This is a genomic window from Savagea serpentis (genome assembly GCF_015351395.1).
Taxonomy (GTDB): domain Bacteria; phylum Bacillota; class Bacilli; order Bacillales_A; family Planococcaceae; genus Savagea; species Savagea serpentis.
The window spans coordinates 1,021,139-1,041,883 of record NZ_JADKPV010000001.1; the positions used below are offsets into that span (position 1 = coordinate 1,021,139).

General features: G+C 42.1%; 20 protein-coding genes. 8 read left to right on the plus strand and 12 right to left on the minus strand.

Going from position 1 to position 20,745, the window contains the following annotated elements:
• Positions 1–91: 91 nt before the first annotated feature.
• The 4 genes from IRY55_RS05325 to nadC form a co-directional block, all read right to left on the minus strand.
• Positions 92–1,318 (minus strand): glutamate-5-semialdehyde dehydrogenase, encoded by a 1,227-nt coding sequence (locus tag IRY55_RS05325; RefSeq protein WP_235961019.1) that lies wholly within the window; start codon positions 1,316–1,318, stop codon positions 92–94.
• Entirely contained in the window at positions 1,305–2,423 is a 1,119-nt protein-coding gene (gene proB / locus IRY55_RS05330; protein WP_194562202.1) for a glutamate 5-kinase, read from the minus strand. The genes IRY55_RS05325 and proB overlap by 14 nt, the downstream gene beginning before the upstream one ends.
• 274 nt (positions 2,424–2,697) lie before the next feature.
• Complete coding sequence (gene nadA, locus IRY55_RS05335) at positions 2,698–3,786, minus strand: quinolinate synthase NadA (RefSeq protein WP_408015132.1); 1,089 nt, start codon at positions 3,784–3,786, stop codon at positions 2,698–2,700.
• 17 nt (positions 3,787–3,803) lie between these two features.
• Positions 3,804–4,658: a carboxylating nicotinate-nucleotide diphosphorylase gene (nadC, locus tag IRY55_RS05340; protein ID WP_194562204.1), complete on the minus strand. Its 855-nt coding sequence runs from the start codon at positions 4,656–4,658 to the stop codon at positions 3,804–3,806.
• 95 nt (positions 4,659–4,753) lie between these two features.
• On the opposite strand from nadC, the gene IRY55_RS05345 reads away from it, so the two are divergent.
• The 3 genes from IRY55_RS05345 to IRY55_RS05355 all read left to right on the plus strand — a co-directional run bounded on the left by IRY55_RS05345 (position 4,754) and on the right by IRY55_RS05355 (position 6,736).
• Positions 4,754–5,890: a cysteine desulfurase family protein gene (locus IRY55_RS05345; RefSeq protein ID WP_194562205.1), complete on the plus strand. Its 1,137-nt coding sequence runs from the start codon at positions 4,754–4,756 to the stop codon at positions 5,888–5,890.
• 28 nt (positions 5,891–5,918) lie between these two features.
• The gene (locus tag IRY55_RS05350) at positions 5,919–6,455 is read left to right on the plus strand and encodes a transcription repressor NadR (protein ID WP_194562206.1); all 537 of its coding nucleotides are present in this window, start codon (positions 5,919–5,921) and stop codon (positions 6,453–6,455) included.
• Positions 6,456–6,532: 77 nt separating this feature from the next.
• Positions 6,533–6,736, plus strand: coding sequence for a cold-shock protein (locus IRY55_RS05355; RefSeq protein WP_194562207.1), 204 nt, complete (start codon positions 6,533–6,535; stop codon positions 6,734–6,736).
• 31 nt (positions 6,737–6,767) lie between these two features.
• Here the strand turns inward: IRY55_RS05355 and IRY55_RS05360 are convergent, their stop codons facing one another.
• Positions 6,768–6,962, minus strand: a complete 195-nt coding sequence (locus IRY55_RS05360; protein WP_194562208.1) for a zinc-finger domain-containing protein — start codon at positions 6,960–6,962, stop codon at positions 6,768–6,770.
• A 36-nt stretch (positions 6,963–6,998) separates the two neighbouring features.
• On the opposite strand from IRY55_RS05360, the gene IRY55_RS05365 reads away from it, so the two are divergent.
• On the plus strand, positions 6,999–7,406 hold the full coding sequence (locus IRY55_RS05365; protein WP_194562209.1) for a ribonuclease HI family protein: 408 nt from the start codon (positions 6,999–7,001) through the stop codon (positions 7,404–7,406).
• 59 nt (positions 7,407–7,465) lie between these two features.
• Positions 7,466–8,212: a DUF6612 family protein gene (locus IRY55_RS05370; protein ID WP_194562210.1), complete on the plus strand. Its 747-nt coding sequence runs from the start codon at positions 7,466–7,468 to the stop codon at positions 8,210–8,212.
• A 37-nt stretch (positions 8,213–8,249) separates the two neighbouring features.
• Here IRY55_RS05370 and IRY55_RS05375 read toward each other — a convergent pair whose 3' ends face one another.
• The 3 genes from IRY55_RS05375 to IRY55_RS05385 are packed head-to-tail and all read right to left on the minus strand — an operon-like array spanning position 8,250 to position 13,205.
• Positions 8,250–8,834 (minus strand): metallophosphoesterase family protein, encoded by a 585-nt coding sequence (locus IRY55_RS05375; protein WP_194562211.1) that lies wholly within the window; start codon positions 8,832–8,834, stop codon positions 8,250–8,252.
• Positions 8,827–9,651 (minus strand): sulfurtransferase, encoded by an 825-nt coding sequence (locus IRY55_RS05380; protein ID WP_194562212.1) that lies wholly within the window; start codon positions 9,649–9,651, stop codon positions 8,827–8,829. Before IRY55_RS05380 ends, IRY55_RS05375 begins: the two co-directional genes overlap by 8 nt.
• Positions 9,648–13,205 (minus strand): dynamin family protein, encoded by a 3,558-nt coding sequence (locus IRY55_RS05385; protein ID WP_194562399.1) that lies wholly within the window; start codon positions 13,203–13,205, stop codon positions 9,648–9,650. The genes IRY55_RS05380 and IRY55_RS05385 overlap by 4 nt, the downstream gene beginning before the upstream one ends.
• A 163-nt stretch (positions 13,206–13,368) precedes the next feature.
• On the opposite strand from IRY55_RS05385, the gene IRY55_RS05390 reads away from it, so the two are divergent.
• Together IRY55_RS05390 and IRY55_RS05395 are read left to right on the plus strand one after the other, a co-directional pair.
• Positions 13,369–13,824, plus strand: coding sequence for a chemotaxis protein CheX (locus tag IRY55_RS05390; RefSeq protein WP_194562213.1), 456 nt, complete (start codon positions 13,369–13,371; stop codon positions 13,822–13,824).
• A 130-nt stretch (positions 13,825–13,954) separates the two neighbouring features.
• Complete coding sequence (locus IRY55_RS05395) at positions 13,955–15,673, plus strand: methyl-accepting chemotaxis protein (RefSeq protein ID WP_194562214.1); 1,719 nt, start codon at positions 13,955–13,957, stop codon at positions 15,671–15,673.
• Between the two features lie 45 nt (positions 15,674–15,718).
• Here IRY55_RS05395 and IRY55_RS05400 read toward each other — a convergent pair whose 3' ends face one another.
• Complete coding sequence (locus IRY55_RS05400; RefSeq protein ID WP_194562215.1) at positions 15,719–16,768, minus strand: 2,3-butanediol dehydrogenase; 1,050 nt, start codon at positions 16,766–16,768, stop codon at positions 15,719–15,721.
• 189 nt (positions 16,769–16,957) lie between these two features.
• On the minus strand, positions 16,958–17,260 hold the full coding sequence (locus IRY55_RS05405) for a hypothetical protein (RefSeq protein WP_194562216.1): 303 nt from the start codon (positions 17,258–17,260) through the stop codon (positions 16,958–16,960).
• 99 nt (positions 17,261–17,359) lie between these two features.
• On the opposite strand from IRY55_RS05405, the gene IRY55_RS05410 reads away from it, so the two are divergent.
• On the plus strand, positions 17,360–17,779 hold the full coding sequence (locus IRY55_RS05410; RefSeq protein WP_194562217.1) for a universal stress protein: 420 nt from the start codon (positions 17,360–17,362) through the stop codon (positions 17,777–17,779).
• Positions 17,780–17,795: 16 nt separating this feature from the next.
• Here the strand turns inward: IRY55_RS05410 and IRY55_RS05415 are convergent, their stop codons facing one another.
• Both IRY55_RS05415 and IRY55_RS05420 read right to left on the minus strand, forming a co-directional pair.
• Positions 17,796–18,779 (minus strand): NAD(P)H-dependent flavin oxidoreductase, encoded by a 984-nt coding sequence (locus IRY55_RS05415; protein ID WP_194562218.1) that lies wholly within the window; start codon positions 18,777–18,779, stop codon positions 17,796–17,798.
• A 19-nt stretch (positions 18,780–18,798) separates the two neighbouring features.
• The gene (locus IRY55_RS05420) at positions 18,799–20,700 is read right to left on the minus strand and encodes an ATP-dependent DNA helicase (RefSeq protein WP_194562219.1); all 1,902 of its coding nucleotides are present in this window, start codon (positions 20,698–20,700) and stop codon (positions 18,799–18,801) included.
• Between the last annotated feature and the right edge of the window lie 45 nt (positions 20,701–20,745).

Below are 20,745 nucleotides of genomic sequence, written 5' to 3' on the forward strand. Positions count from 1 at the left end.
AATTCAAATATATTTTTGCTGATTTTTTGAAATTTTTTTAACGATAATAAAAACATAGTCGCTCTTCCTGAACGACTATGTTTCGTTTCCATTATCCGCGCGTTTGGCCGTTGCCTCGGACGATATATTTTGTTGACGTGAGCGCGTCTAATCCCATCGGACCGCGCGCATGAAGTTTTTGTGTACTAATGCCGATTTCTGCACCGAACCCGAATTCAAAGCCGTCTGTGAAGCGTGTCGACACATTGTGGTACACCGTCGAAGCATCCACGCTTTGTAAAAATTGATTCGCGTGAGCGATATTTTCTGTAATGATTGCTTCAGAATGCTTCGTGCCGTATCGATTAATATGCTCAATCGCTTCTTCTACGGATGCGACACGTTTTAAACGAACCGATTCATTTAAAAATTCCGTATCCCATCCTGCAACAGGTTGCACGCCTTCTCCTTGTAAATCTGCATCGTCTGCATAAATGCGAACGTTGCGCTTTTGAAGTTCTGCAAGCAATGGAGAAGCGTCAAATTTCTCGTGTAGGAGAATCGTTTCAATCGCATTACAGACAGAAGTTCTTTGCAATTTTGCATTGAGGGCAATATTTAATGCCATGCTTGGGTTTGCTTCCTCATCGATAAAGAGATGGCAGTTGCCCGCTCCTGTTTCAATGACTGGCACGGTCGCTTTTTTCACGACGTTTTGAATGAGTCCTTGACCGCCACGTGGAATGATGACGTCGACATAACCGTTCAGCGTCAACAATTGATCCGCAAATTCATAACTCGTATTCGTCAACAATTGAATCGCGTGCTCGTCTACTCGTTGCGCTATTAACGCACGTTGAATCGAGTTTATCATCGCCATATTCGTCTTTAAAACAGATGAAGAACCGCGTAAAATAACGGCGTTATTCGTTTTAAATGTGAGCGCTGCTGCGTCCACTGTCACGTTCGGGCGCGCTTCGTAAATCATCGCAACGACACCGAGTGGCACAACTGTCTTTTCAATCGACATCCCTTGCGCGTGCGTCGTTTCCGTTAACACATTGCCGATTGGTGTTGGCAGCTTCGCAATTTCACGAACCGCGTCGATCATGTCTGCTAAACGGTCTTCCGTTAACAACATACGGTCTTGAACACTCGCTTCGATTCCGTCTTTCTCCGCTTGCGCCATATCTTGCGCATTCGCTGCTAAAATCGTCTCTGCATCTTCTTCTAACTGTGAAGCGATCGCGCGTAACACTTCATTCGTCTGTTCTTCTGTCAGTTGTGCTAATTGCTGGCTCGCTTTTTTAGCAAGTTGACCGATTTCAATCATTTCCATGTAAAATTCCCCCTATTTGCACCCACTCATCACGGTGGATAATTTCTTTCGTTTCGCCTGATTCTTCTTTGTAACCCATCAATGTTTTCGCATCGTAAGCGACGCGTCCTTTTCCGATCAGTTCATCACCGCAGTACACATTGACGACATCCCCTGCAGAAAAGTCTCCTTCTACGCGAGTGACCCCTACGGGAAGTAAACTTTTCCCACGGTTCATGAGCGCTTCTTTCGCCCCTTCGTCGACGATGATCGTCCCTGCCGGTTCCGCATGTAATGCGACCCATTGACGTTTTTTCGTCATCGATTTTTCAACGTCTAATTGAATGTACGTCCCGTCCCCGTGACCGTCTACGATATCCGTCAATTTATCTTTCGATTCGCCACGTCCGATAAAGCAAGCAACTCCGAGCTCTCCTGCTACTTCCGCTGCGTACAATTTCGATTTCATCCCGCCTGTACCGAGCGAAGAACCTTCTGACGTCGTTTGCCCGAACAGTTCCGGCGTCAATTCTGTAATTTTATCATATTTAACCGCCGTCGGATCTTGGCTCGGATTAGCTGAATAAATGCCGTTAATATCCGTTAAAATGATGAGCTGATCCGCATGTAAAAACCCTGCCACATAAGCGGAAAGTAAATCGTTATCGCCAAATGTTAATTCCGCAATCGATACCGTATCGTTTTCATTAATAATCGGTACGACACCACGTTCTAACAGTTCGGTAATCGTATTGAAAATATGGTTGAACGATTTCGGATTTGTAAAATCATCACGCGTCAATAAAATTTGTGCTGGAATAATGTCAAAATAATGAAACAATTCGATATATGTTTTAATGAGTAAGCTTTGACCGACTGCAGCAGCTGCTTGTTTTCCTTTTACCGTCGTCGGACGCGTTGCGTAGTTCAACTGTTTGAAGCCACTTGCGACAGCTCCTGATGATACGAGCATCACTTCATAGCCACGCTTTTTCAATTCAGCAATCGCTTGCACATGTTCAATCATTTTTTCTTTATCAATTTCGCCATTCACATTCGTAAGGGAACTACTCCCGATTTTTACAGTAATTCGCATTTTTTCTCCTCCTTGAACGTAAAAAAACATATGTATCGCCCTCGTTCGAGGACGAAAACATATGTTTCCGCGGTACCACCTTCGATTAAATGATTTCTCATTTCTCTCTATCATTCTTAACGTGAATGACGCGCTAATGTTATTAGAGCAAGAAGGTAGGTTCATCACCGCTCGAATGACGAAACTTTCAGCTACTGTTTCGCTCTCTGACATTCGTTCACGATCATTACTCGGTCTTCTTATCGCCGATGTTTAGTTTTTATTATCATACAACATCTAAACGAATTGTCAAGAAAAGTTGCCACTATGCACGTTGTAACATGCGGTCTAAAGCGAGAAGGGATTGCTTCGTCGTCTCTTCATCTACCGTGATGACGTTCACATGCTCATTTGCCACGATGCTTTCTAAGCTCCACAATAAGTGTGGTAAATCGATGCGATTCATCGTAAGACATGGACACATGTATGGATTAAGCGAAATGATTTTTTTATCAGGATGACTCGCAATGAGGCGGTTCACTAAGTTCATTTCGGTACCGATTGCCCACTCTGTTCCTGGTGCTGCTGCTTCAATCGTTTCAATAATTTTTTTCGTCGAGCCGTTTTGATCTGACGCTGCAACGACTTCATACGGACATTCTGGGTGCACGATAATGTTCATATTCGGATACGTTTCACGCACCCACTCTATATTTTTCACTGTAAAGTTTTCGTGGACAGAACAGTGCCCTTTCCATAAAATCACTTTCACTTTTTCTAAATCGCCGTCATATTCGAAGCGGTCATGAATCGGGTCCCAAACTGCCATTTCATTTAATGCGATTCCGAGGTCGGCCGCTGTATTGCGTCCTAAATGTTGGTCAGGTAAAAATAAAATGCGCTCCTTTTGCGTCATCGCCCATTCGACCATCGTATGTGCGTTCGAGCTCGTTACCGTCGCTCCTCCATGTCGCCCGACGAACGCTTTAATCGCCGCAGTCGAGTTGACATACGTTAACGGGATGATCGTATCTCCAAACTGCCCTTGTAATTTCGTCCAAGCGCGCTCCGTCTGTTCAATATCCGCCATATCTGCCATCGAACAGCCTGCTCGCATATCCGGCAAATACACAGTTTGCTCGTCTGTCGTCAACATATCCGCCGTCTCTGCCATGAAGTGAACCCCACAAAATACGATATGTTCCGCTTTTTCATTCGCCTGACAAATTTGAGCGAGCTGCAGTGAATCGCCTGTTGCATCCGCAAATTCAACAATTTCGTCCTTTTGATAATGATGTCCTGGAATAAATAATTTCTCTCCAAATTGCTCTTTTATTTCACGAATGCGTATTTGCATCTCGTCTTCCGATAAGTTTCGATAACGTTCCGGCAAAAAGCTCTGTTCTTGGTCCATTAAATCATTCAATAAAGTCATGATGTCTCCTCCATCGTTTTCATTTTTACGACCGCACTCATATCAAACACTTGAACGGAATGCGTCAATGCACCGACTGAAATATAATCAACACCTGTCTCACTGTAAGCGCGAATCGTCTCTTCTGTGATCATACCGCTCGCTTCTGTCGCAATCGATTTCGGCACTTTCGGTAGCCACTTTGTAATTTGTTCAGGCGTACAGTTGTCAAACATAATAATGTTCGGTTCCGCTTGAATCGCTTCGTCTAATTGCGCTTCTGTTTCGATTTCAACTTCGATCGGGACCGTATGTCCGACATAGTCGCGCGCTTTATTCACCGCTTCTGTAATCGAGCCGCTAAAGGCGATATGATTATCTTTCAACATAATGGCATCGTATAAACCGAAGCGATGATTGTGTCCGCCTCCTACTTTTACGGCATATTTATCAAACATGCGAAGTCCTGGTGCTGTTTTGCGCGTATCCGTTAAACGAGTATCCGTCTCTCCCATCAATTGAATGAGATGATTCGTCTTCGTCGCAATGGCACTCATCCTTTGTACGAGATTTAAAACGAGTCGTTCACAAGTTAAAAGTGTGCGAATTGGCCCTCGAATGATCGCAACCGTTTCTCCAGAACTTATTTCTTCTCCATCGTCCCGACAATATTTAATCGCTATTTTCGTTCCTTCTAGCTTAAACCCTTCTTCAATCACCATCTTTCCACAAAAGATGCCCGTATCTTTTGCGATGAGTGTCAGCTCACTTGTCATCTCTTCTGGAAAAATCGACTCTACCGAGAGATCGCCCGTTCCGACATCTTCTTTATAAAAACGAACGAGTTGTTCGCGTATAGTTACTCTATTCATTTTACACCTCACTCAACTGTCTTGACATCTATCTTTACATAAAACGAAAATTATGACAAGATATTTTTACTGAGTTTTCATAAAGGAGAATGATTATGATCTATTTTGACCATAGTGCGACGACACCTATGGATGAACGTGCTCTTGACGTATTGAAAGAAGCGAACGTGAAAATGTACGGAAATTCAAACAGTTTACACGATGTCGGAGGGCTTGCGGCGCAATTAATTGAAAATAGTCGTAGACGGATTGCTCGCTTGCTTAACGTGCCGAATCATCGCATATTTTTTACGAATAGTGGGACGGAAAGCAATGTGCTCGCCATCGTTCAAATCGCACTCGCCTCTTGTAAAAAGGAAATCATCATTAGCAAAGGAGAACACGCTTCTTGCGACAGTGCCGTAGACTATTTAGCACGTCACGGGTACACGATTCATTCTATTCCTTTCCGAACAGATGGAATAATCGATATGGACGTCTTAGAAAAAAAGATGAATAAAAATATCGGCATGATTATCGTTCAACATGTCAATCCAGAACTCGGAACGATTCAGCCGATTGAACAAATCGCAAAAATTGCAAAAAAATACGGCGCGTTGGTCCATTGCGATCTCGTCCAGTCATTCGGAAAGATCGACGTTTCTCCCATCATTTCCTATATCGATTCGGCTTCCGTTTCCAGTCATAAAGTCGGCGGACCGATCGGTGTAGGTGCAGTGTACATTCGAGAGCATGTTCGATTCGAACCGCTCTTTCAAGGTTTTCCTGTAGAAGGAGGATTTCGAGGTGGGACGCTAGACGCGCCGAGTATTGCAAGTTTCGCAACAGCAGTGATTTTTGCGATTGAAGAAAGAGAAGATTTTGAAAAACAGGCGAATGCGCTTCATCAACAACTCATTGACCAACTGAAACGAACAATTCCAGCCCACCACTTAACGATTTACGGTGAAAATACAATTCCTCACATTATCGGGCTCGGCATTTATCCGATAGAAGGACAGTTGCTCATGTTACGATTGAACGAGAAAGGATTTGCGATTTCGACAGGTAGCGCTTGCCAAGTCGGCATGCAAGTCGCTTCGAAAGCGATGTATGCCCTCGAAGCCTCTCCCGACCGTGCGAAAGAATTCGTGCGGATTTCGTTTGGAAAATCGACGACAGTAGAAGATGTAAAAGCTTTAGCAGAAGCGATGCACTCTATTTATACAGAACATATAACTATGGTAAAATAAACATCGACATGATGAAGGAGGCTTCAATATGACCGAAGAAAAATTACTCGGGAATGAACGGCGCAAACAACTACTCCAATGGCTCAAACAATCCGACTCACCACTTACAGGAAGCGAGCTCGGTGAACGAGCAAATGTGAGTAGACAAGTAATTGTCGGCGACATTACGTTGCTGAAAGCGCAAGGCATGCCGATTTTAGCGACGAGTCGTGGCTATTTGTATACTACGCCTACAAGCGACCCGCAAATGATTGAAAAAACGATTGTGTGTTCACACCGTTCAGACCAAACAGAAGAAGAGCTCAACATACTCGTCGATCACGGTATATTAGTGAAAGATGTCGCTGTCGAACATCCGATTTATGGCGACTTACGTGCATCGATTATGGTATCCAACCGCTTAGAGGTGCAACAGTTCATTGAACGCGTTCAAAAGTATCAAGCAGCATACTTATCCACTTTAAGTGAAGATGGGATTCATATGCATACAATCGCTTCTAAAGACGCTGACATGATGAATCAAGCAGAGCAAAAATTGCGTGATGCAGGGATTTTAGTCGAATGAAGCGTTGACGAAATTTTAATAGTCCTGTATAGTGAAATCACATTATGAATAATGGAATCACTAAGGGGGAATTCGTCATGCGTGAAGGTACTGTCAAATGGTTCAGCAATGAAAAAGGGTACGGATTTATCGAAACGTCAGATGGTGAAGATGTTTTCGTACATTATACGGGTATTGCGACGGAAGGCTTCAAAACATTAGAAGAAGGTCAATCTGTTTCCTTTGAAGTTGAAGAAGGGAACCGAGGTCCTCAAGCAACGAATGTCTCTGTGAACGGATAAAGAAAAGGATGACCTCACTTATTACAGTGTGTCATCCTTTTTTGCTGTCTTGCATCATCACTTCGCCCATCCTTTGAATGCGCAAACCAATCGAACATTGCGTAATACAAAAGCGATGGGCATTCGTTTTGCTTCTTTCCTTCGTGAGCGATTGCTTGACGAGACAGCCTTCACAATACGTATCGGTCATCTCATCGATTTCACGGATGAGTTGTTTACGTTCCACAATAATCATCTCCTTTTGAAATGAGGGTTTATCAATATGTTAGAAATATTTGTAGATGGAGCGAGTGCTGGCAATCCTGGCCCGAGTGGTATCGGGATTTTCATTCGTGGAGAAGGTCATCTTATTCACATTGCCGAACCGATTGAACCGACGGACAATCATCTCGCGGAATTTCTCGCTTTACGAACAGCTTTACAATACGCACAAGAACTTGGGACGACATTTATACGAGCATTTTCAGATTCACAAGTAGTCGTCGATAGTTTTCAAAGAAGACAAACGAAAAATAAACATTTCCGTCCTATTTTACATGATATTTTAACGCTTGCCGACCAATTTGATTATTGTTTCGTCGAATGGATTCCCGAAAAACAAAATAAAGCCGCCGATCAACTCGCAAGGCGCGCCATTCATTTAACCGAGCGCCACGTGCGAAAACAGTAACGATTCATGAAGTTTTCACACAGAGTTGCTACTGTAAACAAAAGGAGGTTTCATACCGAATGAAACGATTCATAACTGTACTACTCTTTACTTCACTCCTCGTCTTAACCGCTTGCGGAAGCGACGATGGAACGAAACCGAAAGATCCCGAAGCCGCTAAAATTATCGAAAATACGAAAAAAGCGCATGCTGAACTTGATTCTATTTATGTGACATATGATGAAGGGAATGACGACTTCCGTCATGAATCTTTCCGTGAAATGGACATGAAAAACAATCTCGTTCGAGTCGATACGCAATTAAATGGCATGATTTACTATGCCGACGCCGAACATGATTATTTGGAAGGTCCTGAAATTCCAGAAGAACAGCTCGAGCGAGAACATACTTTTGCCGCTCTCGTACTGGAAGAATTCAAGAAAATTTCCGAAAATCCTTTTCACGTCTTTGAACGCATGATTGACAATCTCGATCATCATATGACCGTCGAGAAAAAAGACGGACTGTATATTTTAACATATGCGCCGACAGAGGAGGAGTTTACGACTCAATTCCAAGAATTCGCGAAGCGGAGCATTCAAGCGGAAGACCTCGTCATTGAACTGCCGAAATATGAAGAATATCGCATTCAAGTAATCATCGACGAAGAAACGAATTTAGTTCAAAGTACTGAACTGGTTGAATATTATACGTACGCAGTGGAAGGTCAAGAATTCCCACAACAACGAAAAACATTTACAAAAGATTATCGCTACAACGAAGCACTCGACATTACCATTCCTGATTCAGCCGAAAGGATTGAATAAATGACAAAAACGCATGAGACTTTCCTCATGCGCTTTTTTACGCTTTCATAAATAAAACATGCCCTGCTTCTTCATCGTATAGTACCCATTCGCGGTTACTGACGACCGAACCGACATTAATTAAATGTTCGCCTGTCGACACGTCATACGGATACCCGAATTGCACCGGTTGGCGATTGATTAAAGACGTATGACTATGCCCGTAAAATGTTAAGCGAGCTTGCATCGTGTAGTTTTGCAATGCCCACGGTGTACCGCCCCATTCCCACTGATGTCCATGAATAATCGCTGCATCTGGAGATAAAGGATACACTTCAGGTAAGCGTCGCATCCATTTCGGCCATTCGTCTTCTCCTTCTCCTACGAGCAAAATGCGCTCTTCTTGATTACCATAAACGGTAGGAAAAGTTAATAACTGTTCAAACGATTGTTTCGTTTTATACACGTCTTCATACGGCAAAGGCTCTGGAAGCGGAAGTTTCTTTTTGCTAATCGTACATTCGAAAATATCGCCCGTTCCGACGATTTCTGCTTGTGGGTCTACTTTCCGCACATGTTGCAATACCGCTTGTAAATCTTTTTTCGAAGAATGAATATCTCCGATAATGGCAAACTTACTCACGTTCTGACCACTCTCCTGTCGCAATCGGGCGGTCGCCACGAATCCAACAACTAAAGCTTCCCGCATACAAGCGAACATTCGTGAAACCATAATGCGTCAACATCGCAAAAAGTGGTGCTGCTGAAACGCCACTACCACAATAGACGATGATTGGCTCTTCTTTCGAAACGAGCTTCAAAAATTCATCTTCCTGTTCGAGTGAAAACTGCCCTGCTTCGTGATCGATGAGACGTTCCCAGTCGAAAGATAGAGCTGAAGGAATACGCCCCTTTACAGGATCGATTGGCTCGCGCTCTCCTAAGTAACGGTCATGCGCTCGCGCATCGATTAACGTCGCTTGTTCTTCTTTTGCTACGACGCGCTCCACATCTTCCGTCATCGCTAAAATCGACTCATCAAATGAAGGGACAACATGAGAAGGTGTAACGACGACTCTTTCATTCGTCGTCTCGTACCCGAGTTCTTTCAATTGCTCGAACGATTCACGGGCGATGACGACATTTTGAAAGCCGCCATAACGGAGTGACCAGTAGGCACGACTCGCTCCTCCTGAAATTGCGTCATCATAAACGACAATCTCATCGTCTAATGTAAGGCCACTTTCACGATATAAAGTCGTGAACGCTTCTTTCGACGGTAGAGGGTGACGCCCGAGGTCACTTGTCATATTTGACAAATGACGCTCGACGTCCCAATAGATTGCTCCTGCAATATGTTCTTCGTCATAACGGCGCTTTCCTTCTTCGACGTCCATTAAATAAAAACGAGCGTCGATCCATTTCGCATTCGGATTCGGTTTGGATTGAAATACGATCATTTCATCACCTCTTCTAATTGTTCGTACACGTCTTTCCACTCTTCGATTTGGTCTTCATGTTCTAACAATTCGAACTGCGCTTTCACTTGACGCATCGCTTCATCGTGTAAATGTTTATACAATTGATGCGCTTCTTTCGTGAGTAACGCAAATGCCCAATCGTACAACACGTCATTTTCCTTTTGCATATACGTTTCCGCATCCGCTTCAAGTAACTCCTGCAATGCTTGCCCTAACGTATCGCGCCCTCCTTTTTCAAAGAACGCAGATTCATTTTTATAATGACGGTTCACTTGTTCGTATGGTGCGATGCTTTGGAATTGTTCGTCGAAATGAAGCATGTCGTACTCTTCCATCTCGTAAGGGCGCACTTTTAGAGCGTGATCCATTTCTAATAACTGTTCCGTTTCACTGCGTTGACGTTCTTTGATGATTCGTTCGACATACTTCCCGACGCGTAAGTTCGTCACGCGTAATTCTTGGACGAAATCGAAACGAATCATTTCCGTCATTTGCGTCAATGCCATTTTCAATGCCTCTTGCTTTGAATGTTTCGCGAAAATAATCGGGTTGTATGACTCGCGTAAAAAACTTGGGAAACGTAAAAAGACACGTTGTTTCACGTAGTACAACAACTCTTTCACTTCATTCGTTAAAGCAGGGACATACACTTCTTCAAACGATTGTTCGAAACGATTTTCGAGCGCTTCTTCCAACTCGCGTAATTCGATTAAACGTTCACCTTTACGCGCAATATTTGCTTCAGCACGTTCAATTTGCTCGCGCACGAGAGAAACGACGTTTTCGCTATCCGTTTGTAACGCTTCAGCAGCCATTCCTTTTAAATCATTTTGTAAAAATGAATAGAACTGTCCTTCAATTATCGCCATATTCGGGTCTTCTTCGCCACGCTCTTTCGCTTGTAATGCTTCTAAACTTGAAACGCCAAACACGCGTGGATGACGAATTCCTAATTTCGTTAATTCATTACGCACGTAAGACTTTACTTGCTCTGCTTCTTCGTCATTGCTCGCTAAGTCGATCGCGTTGACGATAAAGAACATTTTATCCATTTCAAACGCATCTTTTACGCGTCCAAGCTGAATAAGGAATTCACGGTCTGCGCGAGCGAAAGCATGGTTATAATACGTCACGAATAAAATCGCATCCGCATTTCGAATGTATTCGAAGGCAACGTCTGTATGACGCGCGTTAATCGAATCCGCTCCTGGCGTATCAACGAGTGTCACCCCTTGACGTGTTAACGGACTATCGAAATAAAAATCGATCGAATCGACGAAACAACTGCGATGTTCTTCTGCAACAAATTTAGAAAACTCGTCTTTATCGACGTACAACACTTCACCGAGTGACGCATGATACGTCGGGTATCCTTTTTGATACGCGCGAATGAACGATTTATGCAAGTGAAGACGCTCATCTTCAATCGGTTTTGCTAACGCTTCATCTGCTTTTTCATACGCTTCTTCTAAAGATGTGACGCGCATGCCGATCATTTCATAAGAACGACCGACGTCTTCTAACATAATGTCGTGTGTTTTCACATGTACGTCCGCATGCTCGTGTTGCTTTTCTTCTGTCGTTGGACGAATGCGGTTAATCGCCGCTGTCGTCGGGTTTGGCGATACAGGTAATGCTTTATTTCCAATTAACGCATTGGAGAACGATGACTTTCCAGCACTGAAAGCTCCGAATAAAGCGACCGTAAATTCGTGGTTGCGAATGCGATTCGCTTTTGATTTTAAATACGTTTCCCATTCTGCGAGCTGTTCGATGGCACCGATACGTTCAGCGATTTGTGAAGCGATATCGACAACTTGATCAGCATCAATCGTTGATGCTTGTCCTGATTCGAGAATGGTTTCTTCTTCGACTTCCTCTTCTACTCGCTCATCGAATTCATCAATTTCAATATATTCGATCGGCTTACTCCAAGCACGCAAACGGCGTTCGACAGCGTTTGAAGCTGCTAAATCATCACGTTCTAAAATTTGATCGATCGATTGTAATGCTTGTGTATATTCATCGTACTGAGCGACCGCTGTCACTTTTTCACCGAGTGTTGCGATGCGTTTATCGAGCGTTACTGTCGCTTCCGTTCCGACAGACTCGGCTTTTTTCGCCATCTCTTGCTTCCAAGCATCTGTTTTTTGGCGCAATAATACTTCGATGCGGTTACGTACTTGTTTCGTATAGTTTAAAACGGTATCCCCTGTAATAACATCTGGCGCATGCAACACTTCATCGATTTCATCGAAAGAAATATCGAGCGGCATACTGTCAATTTTACGCGTTTCTTCGTCCGTTAATAAATTCGCTTTATTCAACGTGCGCTTCATCAATGTGCGCAAATGCATAATGATTTGTGTATCGATCAGTTGAGATAAAGAAGCAGACAACGCGTCGTGACGACGTAAACGTTCTTCTTCTGTCTTTTTCTTCGCAAATAATAAACCGACTTTAAAGTTCGGATTTTTACTTTCTAAATAATCTTTCAGCTGTTCACGCATTTCAAACGGTGTAATTGCAGCACTTTCCACTAATTCACTACGCGCTGCTTCAAATTCTCTTTGGAAAGCGTCACTCGATAGTAAAGAACGCTCATGGCGAAGACGAGCATATTGTTCTTCTAGCTCCTCACGCATTGTCCATTCTTCCTCTTCCACAATCGTCGTTTCTTCTTTCACTTTCTCGGCAGAACGTTGTAAAAATTCCACATGTTCATCATGGAGCTTCTGTAAAATCATTTCACTATTTGTAATGAACTGTGTTTCGGCATCGCGCATCGCCTCATCGACAATCGCTTTTACTTTCGTAAAATCATTGTACGGTAAATCAAAAGCGCGCAATGATGTGAAGAAAATCCCTTTCGGATGAACACCCCACGTTGCGAACGATTCTTCTACCGATTTTTTAAAATCATCGAACGACAACTCTTCATCGCGATGTTTATCGACTTGGTTAACGATTAAATAAACGTTCGGATTGTATGCCATTAATTCTTTCGTAAATGTGAAGTTCAACTCCGATTGAACGTGATTATAATCCATCGTATAAAAGACGATATCGGATAAGTGAAGTGCAGATTCTGTCGATAATGCGTGCGCATCATCCGTCGAGTCAACGCCTGGCGTATCCATGACCGTGACACCTTTTGGAATATTCGATTCAACATGACCGATATCGATGCGCGCCACTTCTGCCCCATTTTTCCCGAACGCTTTAATCGCTCCGGTAAAATCATGGCCTTTATATTTAATCGCTCGGCCATCCGTCTGGTGCAAAATGACATAGTTCTCATCTGACTTTTGCACGTTGACGATGTTGGCACTCGTCGGAATTGGACTCGATGGTAATAAGTCATCTCCTGTTAAAGCATTGATCATCGATGACTTCCCTGCAGAGAAGTGTCCCGCAAAGCCAATTGTAAATTGGCGACTTTGTAATTTTTTGATAAAAAGTTGTAATTTATCGACGCGTTCTCGGTCACCATTTTTCTCAAAGAGCGTGTCGTACATAGCAGTTGTACGCATTAATGAAGATATTTGTTCCAATGATTTCGACCCCTTCTTAAACTATTCTCGCTATATCATACCATTTTTACTTTTCAAGGGACATAGACGAGAAACTTTTCGCTTTAACATTACTTTCTACATGGTATAATATATCTATAAAAGATGAAAGAAGGGAAAGATCTTGTCCCAAGCTAAAACAATCCAACTCATTTTAAATCATATGACCCGCTCTTTAAAAGAGGTCATACCATTCAACGTTGAAATTTCTGCGCCTACTGTATCTCCTGAGCCTTATACTCAAAAAGAAATTAGCGTGCTCATCGGACTAGTTGGCGATACGAAAGGTCGGATTTTAATCGATACGACACTTGATACAATGAAAGATGTAGGAAAAGAAATGTTTAAAATGGACATTTCAGATGAATTTGTTGAATCGTTAAGTGGTGAAATCGGTAATATGCTGGCAGGAAATTTAAGTGTCGGTTTAGAGAGCGATAAATTGATGATCGATATTACAACACCGACTGTGATGACAGGTTCTGCTAGGTTTCATGGCTTCGGGAAAGCGATCACACTTCCTGTTTTATTAAATGGTACAGAAAAAATGAAAGTGTTAATCATGTTAGACGACGAATGATAAAAACAGTAAAAACCTATAAATTCAAAAGGTTTTTACTGTTTTTTTACGATTTCTTAACAATAAAAGGCTTATGTCCTTTACTTCCCTCTTTTATACTAGTCATAGTATGAATAAACGGAGGCTTCGTATGATTTTCACAGTTGGACGGAAATTAGCTCTTGCATTCTCTTTACTTTTTATTATTTTTGCATGCGCTACTACTTTAAGCATATATACATTCGCTCAAAGTGAAACGAAACATGAACAAATTACAGAACAACAGCAAAAGACCATTGACGAACTAAATGAATTCGTCCGATTACAACAGCAACTTGCAAATAGTGCCACAAGCTATTTAATTTTTTTATCGCCCGTGTATATTGAACAGTTTGCAGAAGCGAAAGAGCAGTATCAAGCGCTCCTTTTTCAATTAAAAAAGAAGCTCACCCTTCCTGCCGAACAAGAACATTTGAAGGAAATTCAAGAAGCATCGATTAGTTTTTTACTGATGGGGGAACTTATTTTTCGTGATATGGAAAATGGAGATTTAACGCGAGCCAAGCCAATTATCGAAGAAATTGAACAGTATGAAGAATCGATGAGTGAAGCTGTGCAACAACTAACTGCTCAACAAATAAAAGAACGAGACAATATGAAAAAAGATGTCGCTGATTGGTCCGTCTTCATTCGTAATCTTATCATCGGACTCACTGCCCTTTCACTCGCACTCAGCATCGGACTCGCTTTCTTTTTATATCGGGCAATTGTGCACCCTGTTCGAATCGTTCAACGTGCAATTGATCAATTAAGTCATGGAGATATTGTCCAACAAATTTTACCGATTCAATCAAAAGATGAAATTGGACAAATGGCACGTTCTGTCGAAAATATGATCGATTCTTTAACAGAAACGCTTCACCAAGCGCATCAAAATTCTGAGAATCTCACTCGTTATGCTGATTTATTAAATTCTTATTCTGAAGAACATACAACTTCTTTCGGAACGATGGCGATGATTGCGGAAGATAATCAACAATTGAGTGAAAAGCAAGTGAAAACAGTGCATGATACTGTTGATTCCACCAATGTCATGCATGAGCAAATTCAAGTGTTGCAACAACAAAATAACGATTTACAAGTGGCCGTCTCTGCTGTCGATGATGTCGTACATAATGGCACAAAACAAATGGAGCAATTTCAACATCAGATGACTGAAATGGAACATGTAACAAAACAGATGACTACTCAAGTCGACCAAGTAGCTGGACGCTTTCGTCATATGGCGGAAGTCGCTTCATTCATCTCAAGTGTTGCGGAACAAACCAATTTATTAGCATTGAATGCGTCAATCGAAGCAGCGCATGCCGGACAGTTTGGGAATGGATTTGCTGTCGTCGCGCAGGAAATACGAGGATTAGCCGAACAATCAAAAGAAGCGACAACACAAATTCAGCAAATTATGAAGGAAATGCAAGGCTCCATTCACGAAACGGTTGGATGGAGTCGTGAAAATGTCAAGCTCATTCAAAAAAATAGCGATGTCGCAACGGATACTGTTCACTTATTTCAAAATATTGAACAAGCAACCGAACAAATGAATCATCAATTTGCGAATGTCTCGGAAGCATTGGCTCAAATTGTCGTTCAAACCGAACGAGTCAATCGTAAAACAAATGACTTATTACATTACGCTCAAAGCTCCAATGAAACAGCGTCTACCACTCTAGTTTCTGTACATGATCAAATGAAGACCCAGCAAGCGATTGATGAACGAATCATTAAACTACACAAACTCGCCTCTCAATTAGATGAAGCGATGGCACATTTTACAATTCACACCCATCACGAGATGAAAGAGACATCATGAAAGAAACCCCCTTCTACCTCATTGGATAGAAGGGGGTTATACTCCTTACTGTTCGCCACTTAATTTCACTAAAATTTTCGCTTGTGATTTATCTGAAATTAAAACGTCGAATCCTTTTTCGACGATATCGTCCAACTCGATTTGATCCGTAACGATTCCATCTGTATTTAATTGACCTGTACTCATTAAGTCAATCGTTTGTTGGAATGAAGATGGTGTATACGCAATACTTGATGTAATTTTAACACCCGTATTAATTAACTGAAGTGGATTCCACGGAATTGGATTCGCAAAGATTGACACGATAACCATCGTTCCACGTGGACGCGTTGAATCAATCGCTTGTTCAAATGTCGCTTTCACACCTGCGACTTCAAATGAAACGTCTACACCGTAAGGTACGATTTCTTTAATCGCTTCTACCGGATTCACTTCTCCTGAATTGACAACATGTGTCGCGCCCATTTGTTTTGCTTTCGCTAAACGCTCTTCTGATAAATCAAGAACGATGATTTTGCTTGCCCCTGCTGCTTTCGCTGCCGCCGCTGTTAATAAACCGATCGGACCTGCTCCGAATACGGCAACCGTATCTCCAAAGCGTAAATTAGATTCTTTCACCGCTTGTACGCCTACCGCTGCTGGTTCAACGAGCGCACCGTGTTGCAATGTTAACGGTTCTGGTAAAACATATATATTTGATTCTGGAGCGTTTGCAAATGTCGCGAATCCACCATCACCATGAAGCCCGATAAAGTTAAAGCCGTCATACGTATCGTATTCTTCTGGTTTGTTTCCATATGTTAATGTTGGGTTGACCGCTACACGATCTCCGACTTTCACTGTTGTTACTTCGCTTCCTACTGCTTCAACAATTCCTGCGAACTCGTGACCCATAATGAGTGGCGCAATTTCACCTGTAAGTGGTGCTTTTTCGTCTACTGGAACGAAAACTGGTCCTTCTGCATACTCATGCAAGTCACTTCCACAAATTCCTGCCCAAGCGACACGTACGGTCACTTCATTAGGTTGAAGTTCCTTTAATTCTCTTTCTTCTACACGAATATCTTTCTGACCATACCAAACTGCTGCTTTCATTTAACATCCGCCTCCAAATTATTCATTTCTGTTACACTTATAATATAACATATTTTTTCTATGTTTCCAATGAAATCATAAGTAAATACGCCTATTTAACATAATTGACGATAGTGAATTGATACTAATAGAAAAGTAAACTATCCTTTACTGTATTATTTTAAGAATAAAATGTTATTAATACAGGTATTATATTAGTATTTCTTTATAAACATATCGATACGGACTTTGGTTCATCGCTTCTCGCGCAATCTTTTCCCCTCGTTCATTCAATTTCTGCTTTTGCTCCATCGACCATCGAATTGCTTCAACCTCTCGTTCTCCATACCTTTCAAACAATTGCACACTTTCTTGAATAAATGCTTGAAGCACTTCATCAAATTCCTCTTCTATTTCCAAATTCGCAAAACATTCCCCACACCAAAAAACAGAAGCACTAAAATCAAATTCGACAATTCTTTCATCGCTCACTTCTTCACAAAAACAAGACATTCGTTTCACTCCTGATCATTTCAATTATTCTATCGTCACAGTGTATAAAAAAAGATGGTATACTAAAGATGCACATCATTTTAAAGGAGGACATTTATTTTGTATAAACATATTCTCGTCGCAATCGACGGCTCAGAAAACTCACAACGTGTGGCAAAAGAAGCACTCCGCATCGCTCACTTATCAAAAAACTCCATTATTGAACTCGTGTATGTCATCGATGAAAGCGACTTAGGATCCGTCGCATTTCGCTCACCGGAATCTTTAAAAAACGATCCAGTCATTCAACAACGTCTCTACCCGATTGAAAGCTTATTTGAACAAGAAGGAATTCCTTACGTTTTAACGAAATTACAAGGCTCTCCAGGTAAAGCGATTACTGAATATGCCGAAGAGAAAAAAGCAGATTTAATTATGATTGGTAGCCGAGGACTAAATCCGATTGAAAAACTCGTCATCGGAAGCGTTAGCCAAAAAGTCGTCAATCATTCTCCATGTGCAGTGCTCGTCATCAAATAAAAACTGTTACAGCGAATTATTCGCTGTAACAGTTTTTTAATAATTCTTGAACGGTGCCACTTTGCGCTAAATGCCCTCGCTCTCCTGACCACATCGATGTATAGTTGGGATCATTTTGCTTAATGCTTTCTTTACGCAAACGACTCGTCAGCCAATGTTGAATCGGATACGGCGCTAATACTTCGTTTTTCATCTCTTCAATAAACGTATTGCGAATGCCACGCGCTTCTTTTCCACTAAACGCTTTCGTCACTACGAAATCGCCTTCTTGCGATTCGAGCAAAGATTGCTTATGAATTATAGAAGCGCCACTTTCTGTTGCACATAAAAAACCGGTACCGATTTGAACAGAAGAAGCACCTGCTTGTAAGCAAGCTTCTACTTCTATATAACTCGCAATTCCTCCTGCCGCAATGAGCGGTAATGTCGTCACTCGTTTCGCTTGCTCGATAAATTCGAGTAAAGGGAGATACGCATCGCGTAAAAAGCTTCCACGATGCCCGCCCGCTTCTACACCTTGAACGACGATTGCATCCATACCAGCCGCTTCATTCGCCCTTACTTCTTCTAGCGATGTCGCAGTACCGATCAGTTGTTTGCCTTGCGCTTTTAATGCCTTCACAACCTCTTCGCTCGGAACACCGAATGTAAATGAAACAATCGGAACTGGGTCATTTAAAATCGCATTAATTTGCGCTTCGTATGCATTCGGTGGAATGACGGGCTGTTCTGCAGTCAACCCGAGACGCTCTTCATACGACCGAATCGTTTCGTACGCTCGTTGAATGTTCTGTTCATCCGCTGACACCCCTTCTGGTACGAACACATTAATGGCATAGGACGTCGTGATCAATTCGCGTAACTCTTTTAAAATTTGTTCTGTCTGTTCTCCTGTTAAATAACCTGCTCCGTAAGAGCCGAGCATCCCTGCTTCACACGCCGCTGCGACGAGTTCTACTGTCGAGACACCAGCCATTGGAGCGAGTACGTAACGCTTCATCACCATTCCTCCTCGTCAATTATGAAGATTGGATTTTCACTGGGAATAAGTCTTCATATGATGATTGTAACTTCACTTCTTCATGGTTGACAAGCAAATGAACAATTCCCGCATCTCGCTCTGTGCGGATAAGTCGACCGATTCCTTGACGCAAACGCAATTGCATAAATGGAAGGTCGACTGTTTCAAATGGTCGGTCTGTATGTTTCCGCTTCGCATCAAATAACGGGTCTTGTGGTGGTAATGGTAAATCGTAAATGATCACTTGTGTTAAACGATGTTCTGGAAGATCCAAGCCTTCCCATAAATTATAAGAGGCAATCCCTTGAACAAATCCATCGCTAAAATCACGAATCATCGCACTTAACTCTCGGTCCCCTTCAAAATCAAACAATTCTCGTTCAGATGGCGTCAAACTTTCCTTAAACGCTAACATCGCTTGTTTTGATTTGAATAACACTAATGTTTGTTGACGATTTTTCATAATATTTAACACTGCTTCTCGTTTATCTTCCGTTACATGTTGTTCAATCTTCATCACTTCATCATAATCAAATGGTGACTGTACAGAAAACTTAAGCGGCTCTGTAATCCCTAAACTATTTTGAATGTAGGTGAAATCTTCATCGACAGACAATGTCGCAGATGAGAAAATAATCGGTAAACGTTGATTAAACAATTGATTGCGCAAAATATCGGTCACGAGGCGCGGCATAATGACGAGTGTCCAATCTCCTTCACGATCTTCCATCCAATCGATCGCTTCTTCATCCGTCGCAAATAAATTCATCGAATACGTATATTGCTCTAAATATTCCTCGACCATTTTTAAATCATAGCTTGGGATTACATATAATTCACCGTCGAATACGAATTCTTCCAATAATTCATCTGCTAAACGAATCGCAGAGAGCGCTATTTTTTTCAATCGCTCCACTTTATTAATCGTGTAGCGTTCGCCGTCATTCAATGTAATATAGTCTTCCATCTCATCGAAAAAGAGCGCATGAACTTCGATCAATTGTTCGATTTTCTCTAAAGTCGTTTCACGAACACCATCGACCATTACTTGTTCTAACAATTTAATGAGTGTTTCGCTCTGCACTTCAAAGTTTAACGCACGCTGCGCTGCATATTCGAGCAGATGCCCTTCGTCAAATACGATCATCGATAAATCTGGTAAAAGTGGCAAAAGCTCTTGGCGTAAACGTGATTCTTTCGTCCACACATGCTCCATATAAAAATCATGCGAACAGATGATTAAGTCGGTCGCCTCGCGATAAGCCACGCGGTGCAATGTTTGACCACAACGGTTACGAACGTCACAAGAAGCACATTGCTGAATCGGATTGTAGTTGATCGTTTCCCATTCGTCATTACTCAATTCTGGATAAGCCGAACGTTCCCCGTATGGGTACATTTTTTCTAACGAATCAGAGCCGAATACGAAGCCGGGTAGCGACTCTTCCACTTCATCCGCATAATCGCCATATCCGAAGTCTGATGCGTCTTCTAATCGTTTAATACATAAATATTGATCGCGTGACTTCGCTAAACGTACGTCGATATTTAAATTGAGGGCATCGCTAATTTTTTGAATGTCGCCATCCTCTTTCACTAACTGATCGATGAGTGTTTCATCCGCGCATGAGATGAGTGCAGGTTTTCCTGTATAACGTGCATAACTGATCGCTGGTAATAAATAAGCGATCGTCTTCCCAGTGCCGACACCCGCTTCTGCAAATAATACTTTTTTCTCTTGTAAGGCTTTCTCAATTTGAAACGCCATAAACACTTGTTCGTCACGAAGATCAAATCCACGTTCTGGTAACTCATCATACAATGTATCGCCAATCCAATCATTTAACGATTCATAAAAAGATTGATCTTTCGATAATGTGAAGGGTAATTTTTTTCGCATAATTGTACCTCTTTCTCGGATAGAATACCCCCACTTCACAATTGT

Coding starts and splice junctions, on each gene's coding strand:
- IRY55_RS05325 (WP_235961019.1), bottom strand. CDS start 1,318: ATGGAAATGATTGAAATCGGTCAACTTGCTAAAAAAGCGAGCCAGCAA.
- proB (WP_194562202.1), bottom strand. CDS start 2,423: ATGTTTTTTTACGTTCAAGGAGGAGAAAAAATGCGAATTACTGTAAAA.
- nadA (WP_408015132.1), bottom strand. CDS start 3,786: ATGGACCAAGAACAGAGCTTTTTGCCGGAACGTTATCGAAACTTATCG.
- nadC (WP_194562204.1), bottom strand. CDS start 4,658: ATGAATAGAGTAACTATACGCGAACAACTCGTTCGTTTTTATAAAGAA.
- IRY55_RS05345 (WP_194562205.1), top strand. CDS start 4,754: ATGATCTATTTTGACCATAGTGCGACGACACCTATGGATGAACGTGCT.
- IRY55_RS05350 (WP_194562206.1), top strand. CDS start 5,919: ATGACCGAAGAAAAATTACTCGGGAATGAACGGCGCAAACAACTACTC.
- IRY55_RS05355 (WP_194562207.1), top strand. CDS start 6,533: ATGCGTGAAGGTACTGTCAAATGGTTCAGCAATGAAAAAGGGTACGGA.
- IRY55_RS05365 (WP_194562209.1), top strand. CDS start 6,999: ATGTTAGAAATATTTGTAGATGGAGCGAGTGCTGGCAATCCTGGCCCG.
- IRY55_RS05370 (WP_194562210.1), top strand. CDS start 7,466: ATGAAACGATTCATAACTGTACTACTCTTTACTTCACTCCTCGTCTTA.
- IRY55_RS05380 (WP_194562212.1), bottom strand. CDS start 9,651: ATGATCGTATTTCAATCCAAACCGAATCCGAATGCGAAATGGATCGAC.
- IRY55_RS05385 (WP_194562399.1), bottom strand. CDS start 13,205: ATGCGTACAACTGCTATGTACGACACGCTCTTTGAGAAAAATGGTGAC.
- IRY55_RS05395 (WP_194562214.1), top strand. CDS start 13,955: ATGATTTTCACAGTTGGACGGAAATTAGCTCTTGCATTCTCTTTACTT.
- IRY55_RS05400 (WP_194562215.1), bottom strand. CDS start 16,768: ATGAAAGCAGCAGTTTGGTATGGTCAGAAAGATATTCGTGTAGAAGAA.
- IRY55_RS05405 (WP_194562216.1), bottom strand. CDS start 17,260: ATGTCTTGTTTTTGTGAAGAAGTGAGCGATGAAAGAATTGTCGAATTT.
- IRY55_RS05415 (WP_194562218.1), bottom strand. CDS start 18,779: ATGAAGCGTTACGTACTCGCTCCAATGGCTGGTGTCTCGACAGTAGAA.
- IRY55_RS05420 (WP_194562219.1), bottom strand. CDS start 20,700: ATGCGAAAAAAATTACCCTTCACATTATCGAAAGATCAATCTTTTTAT.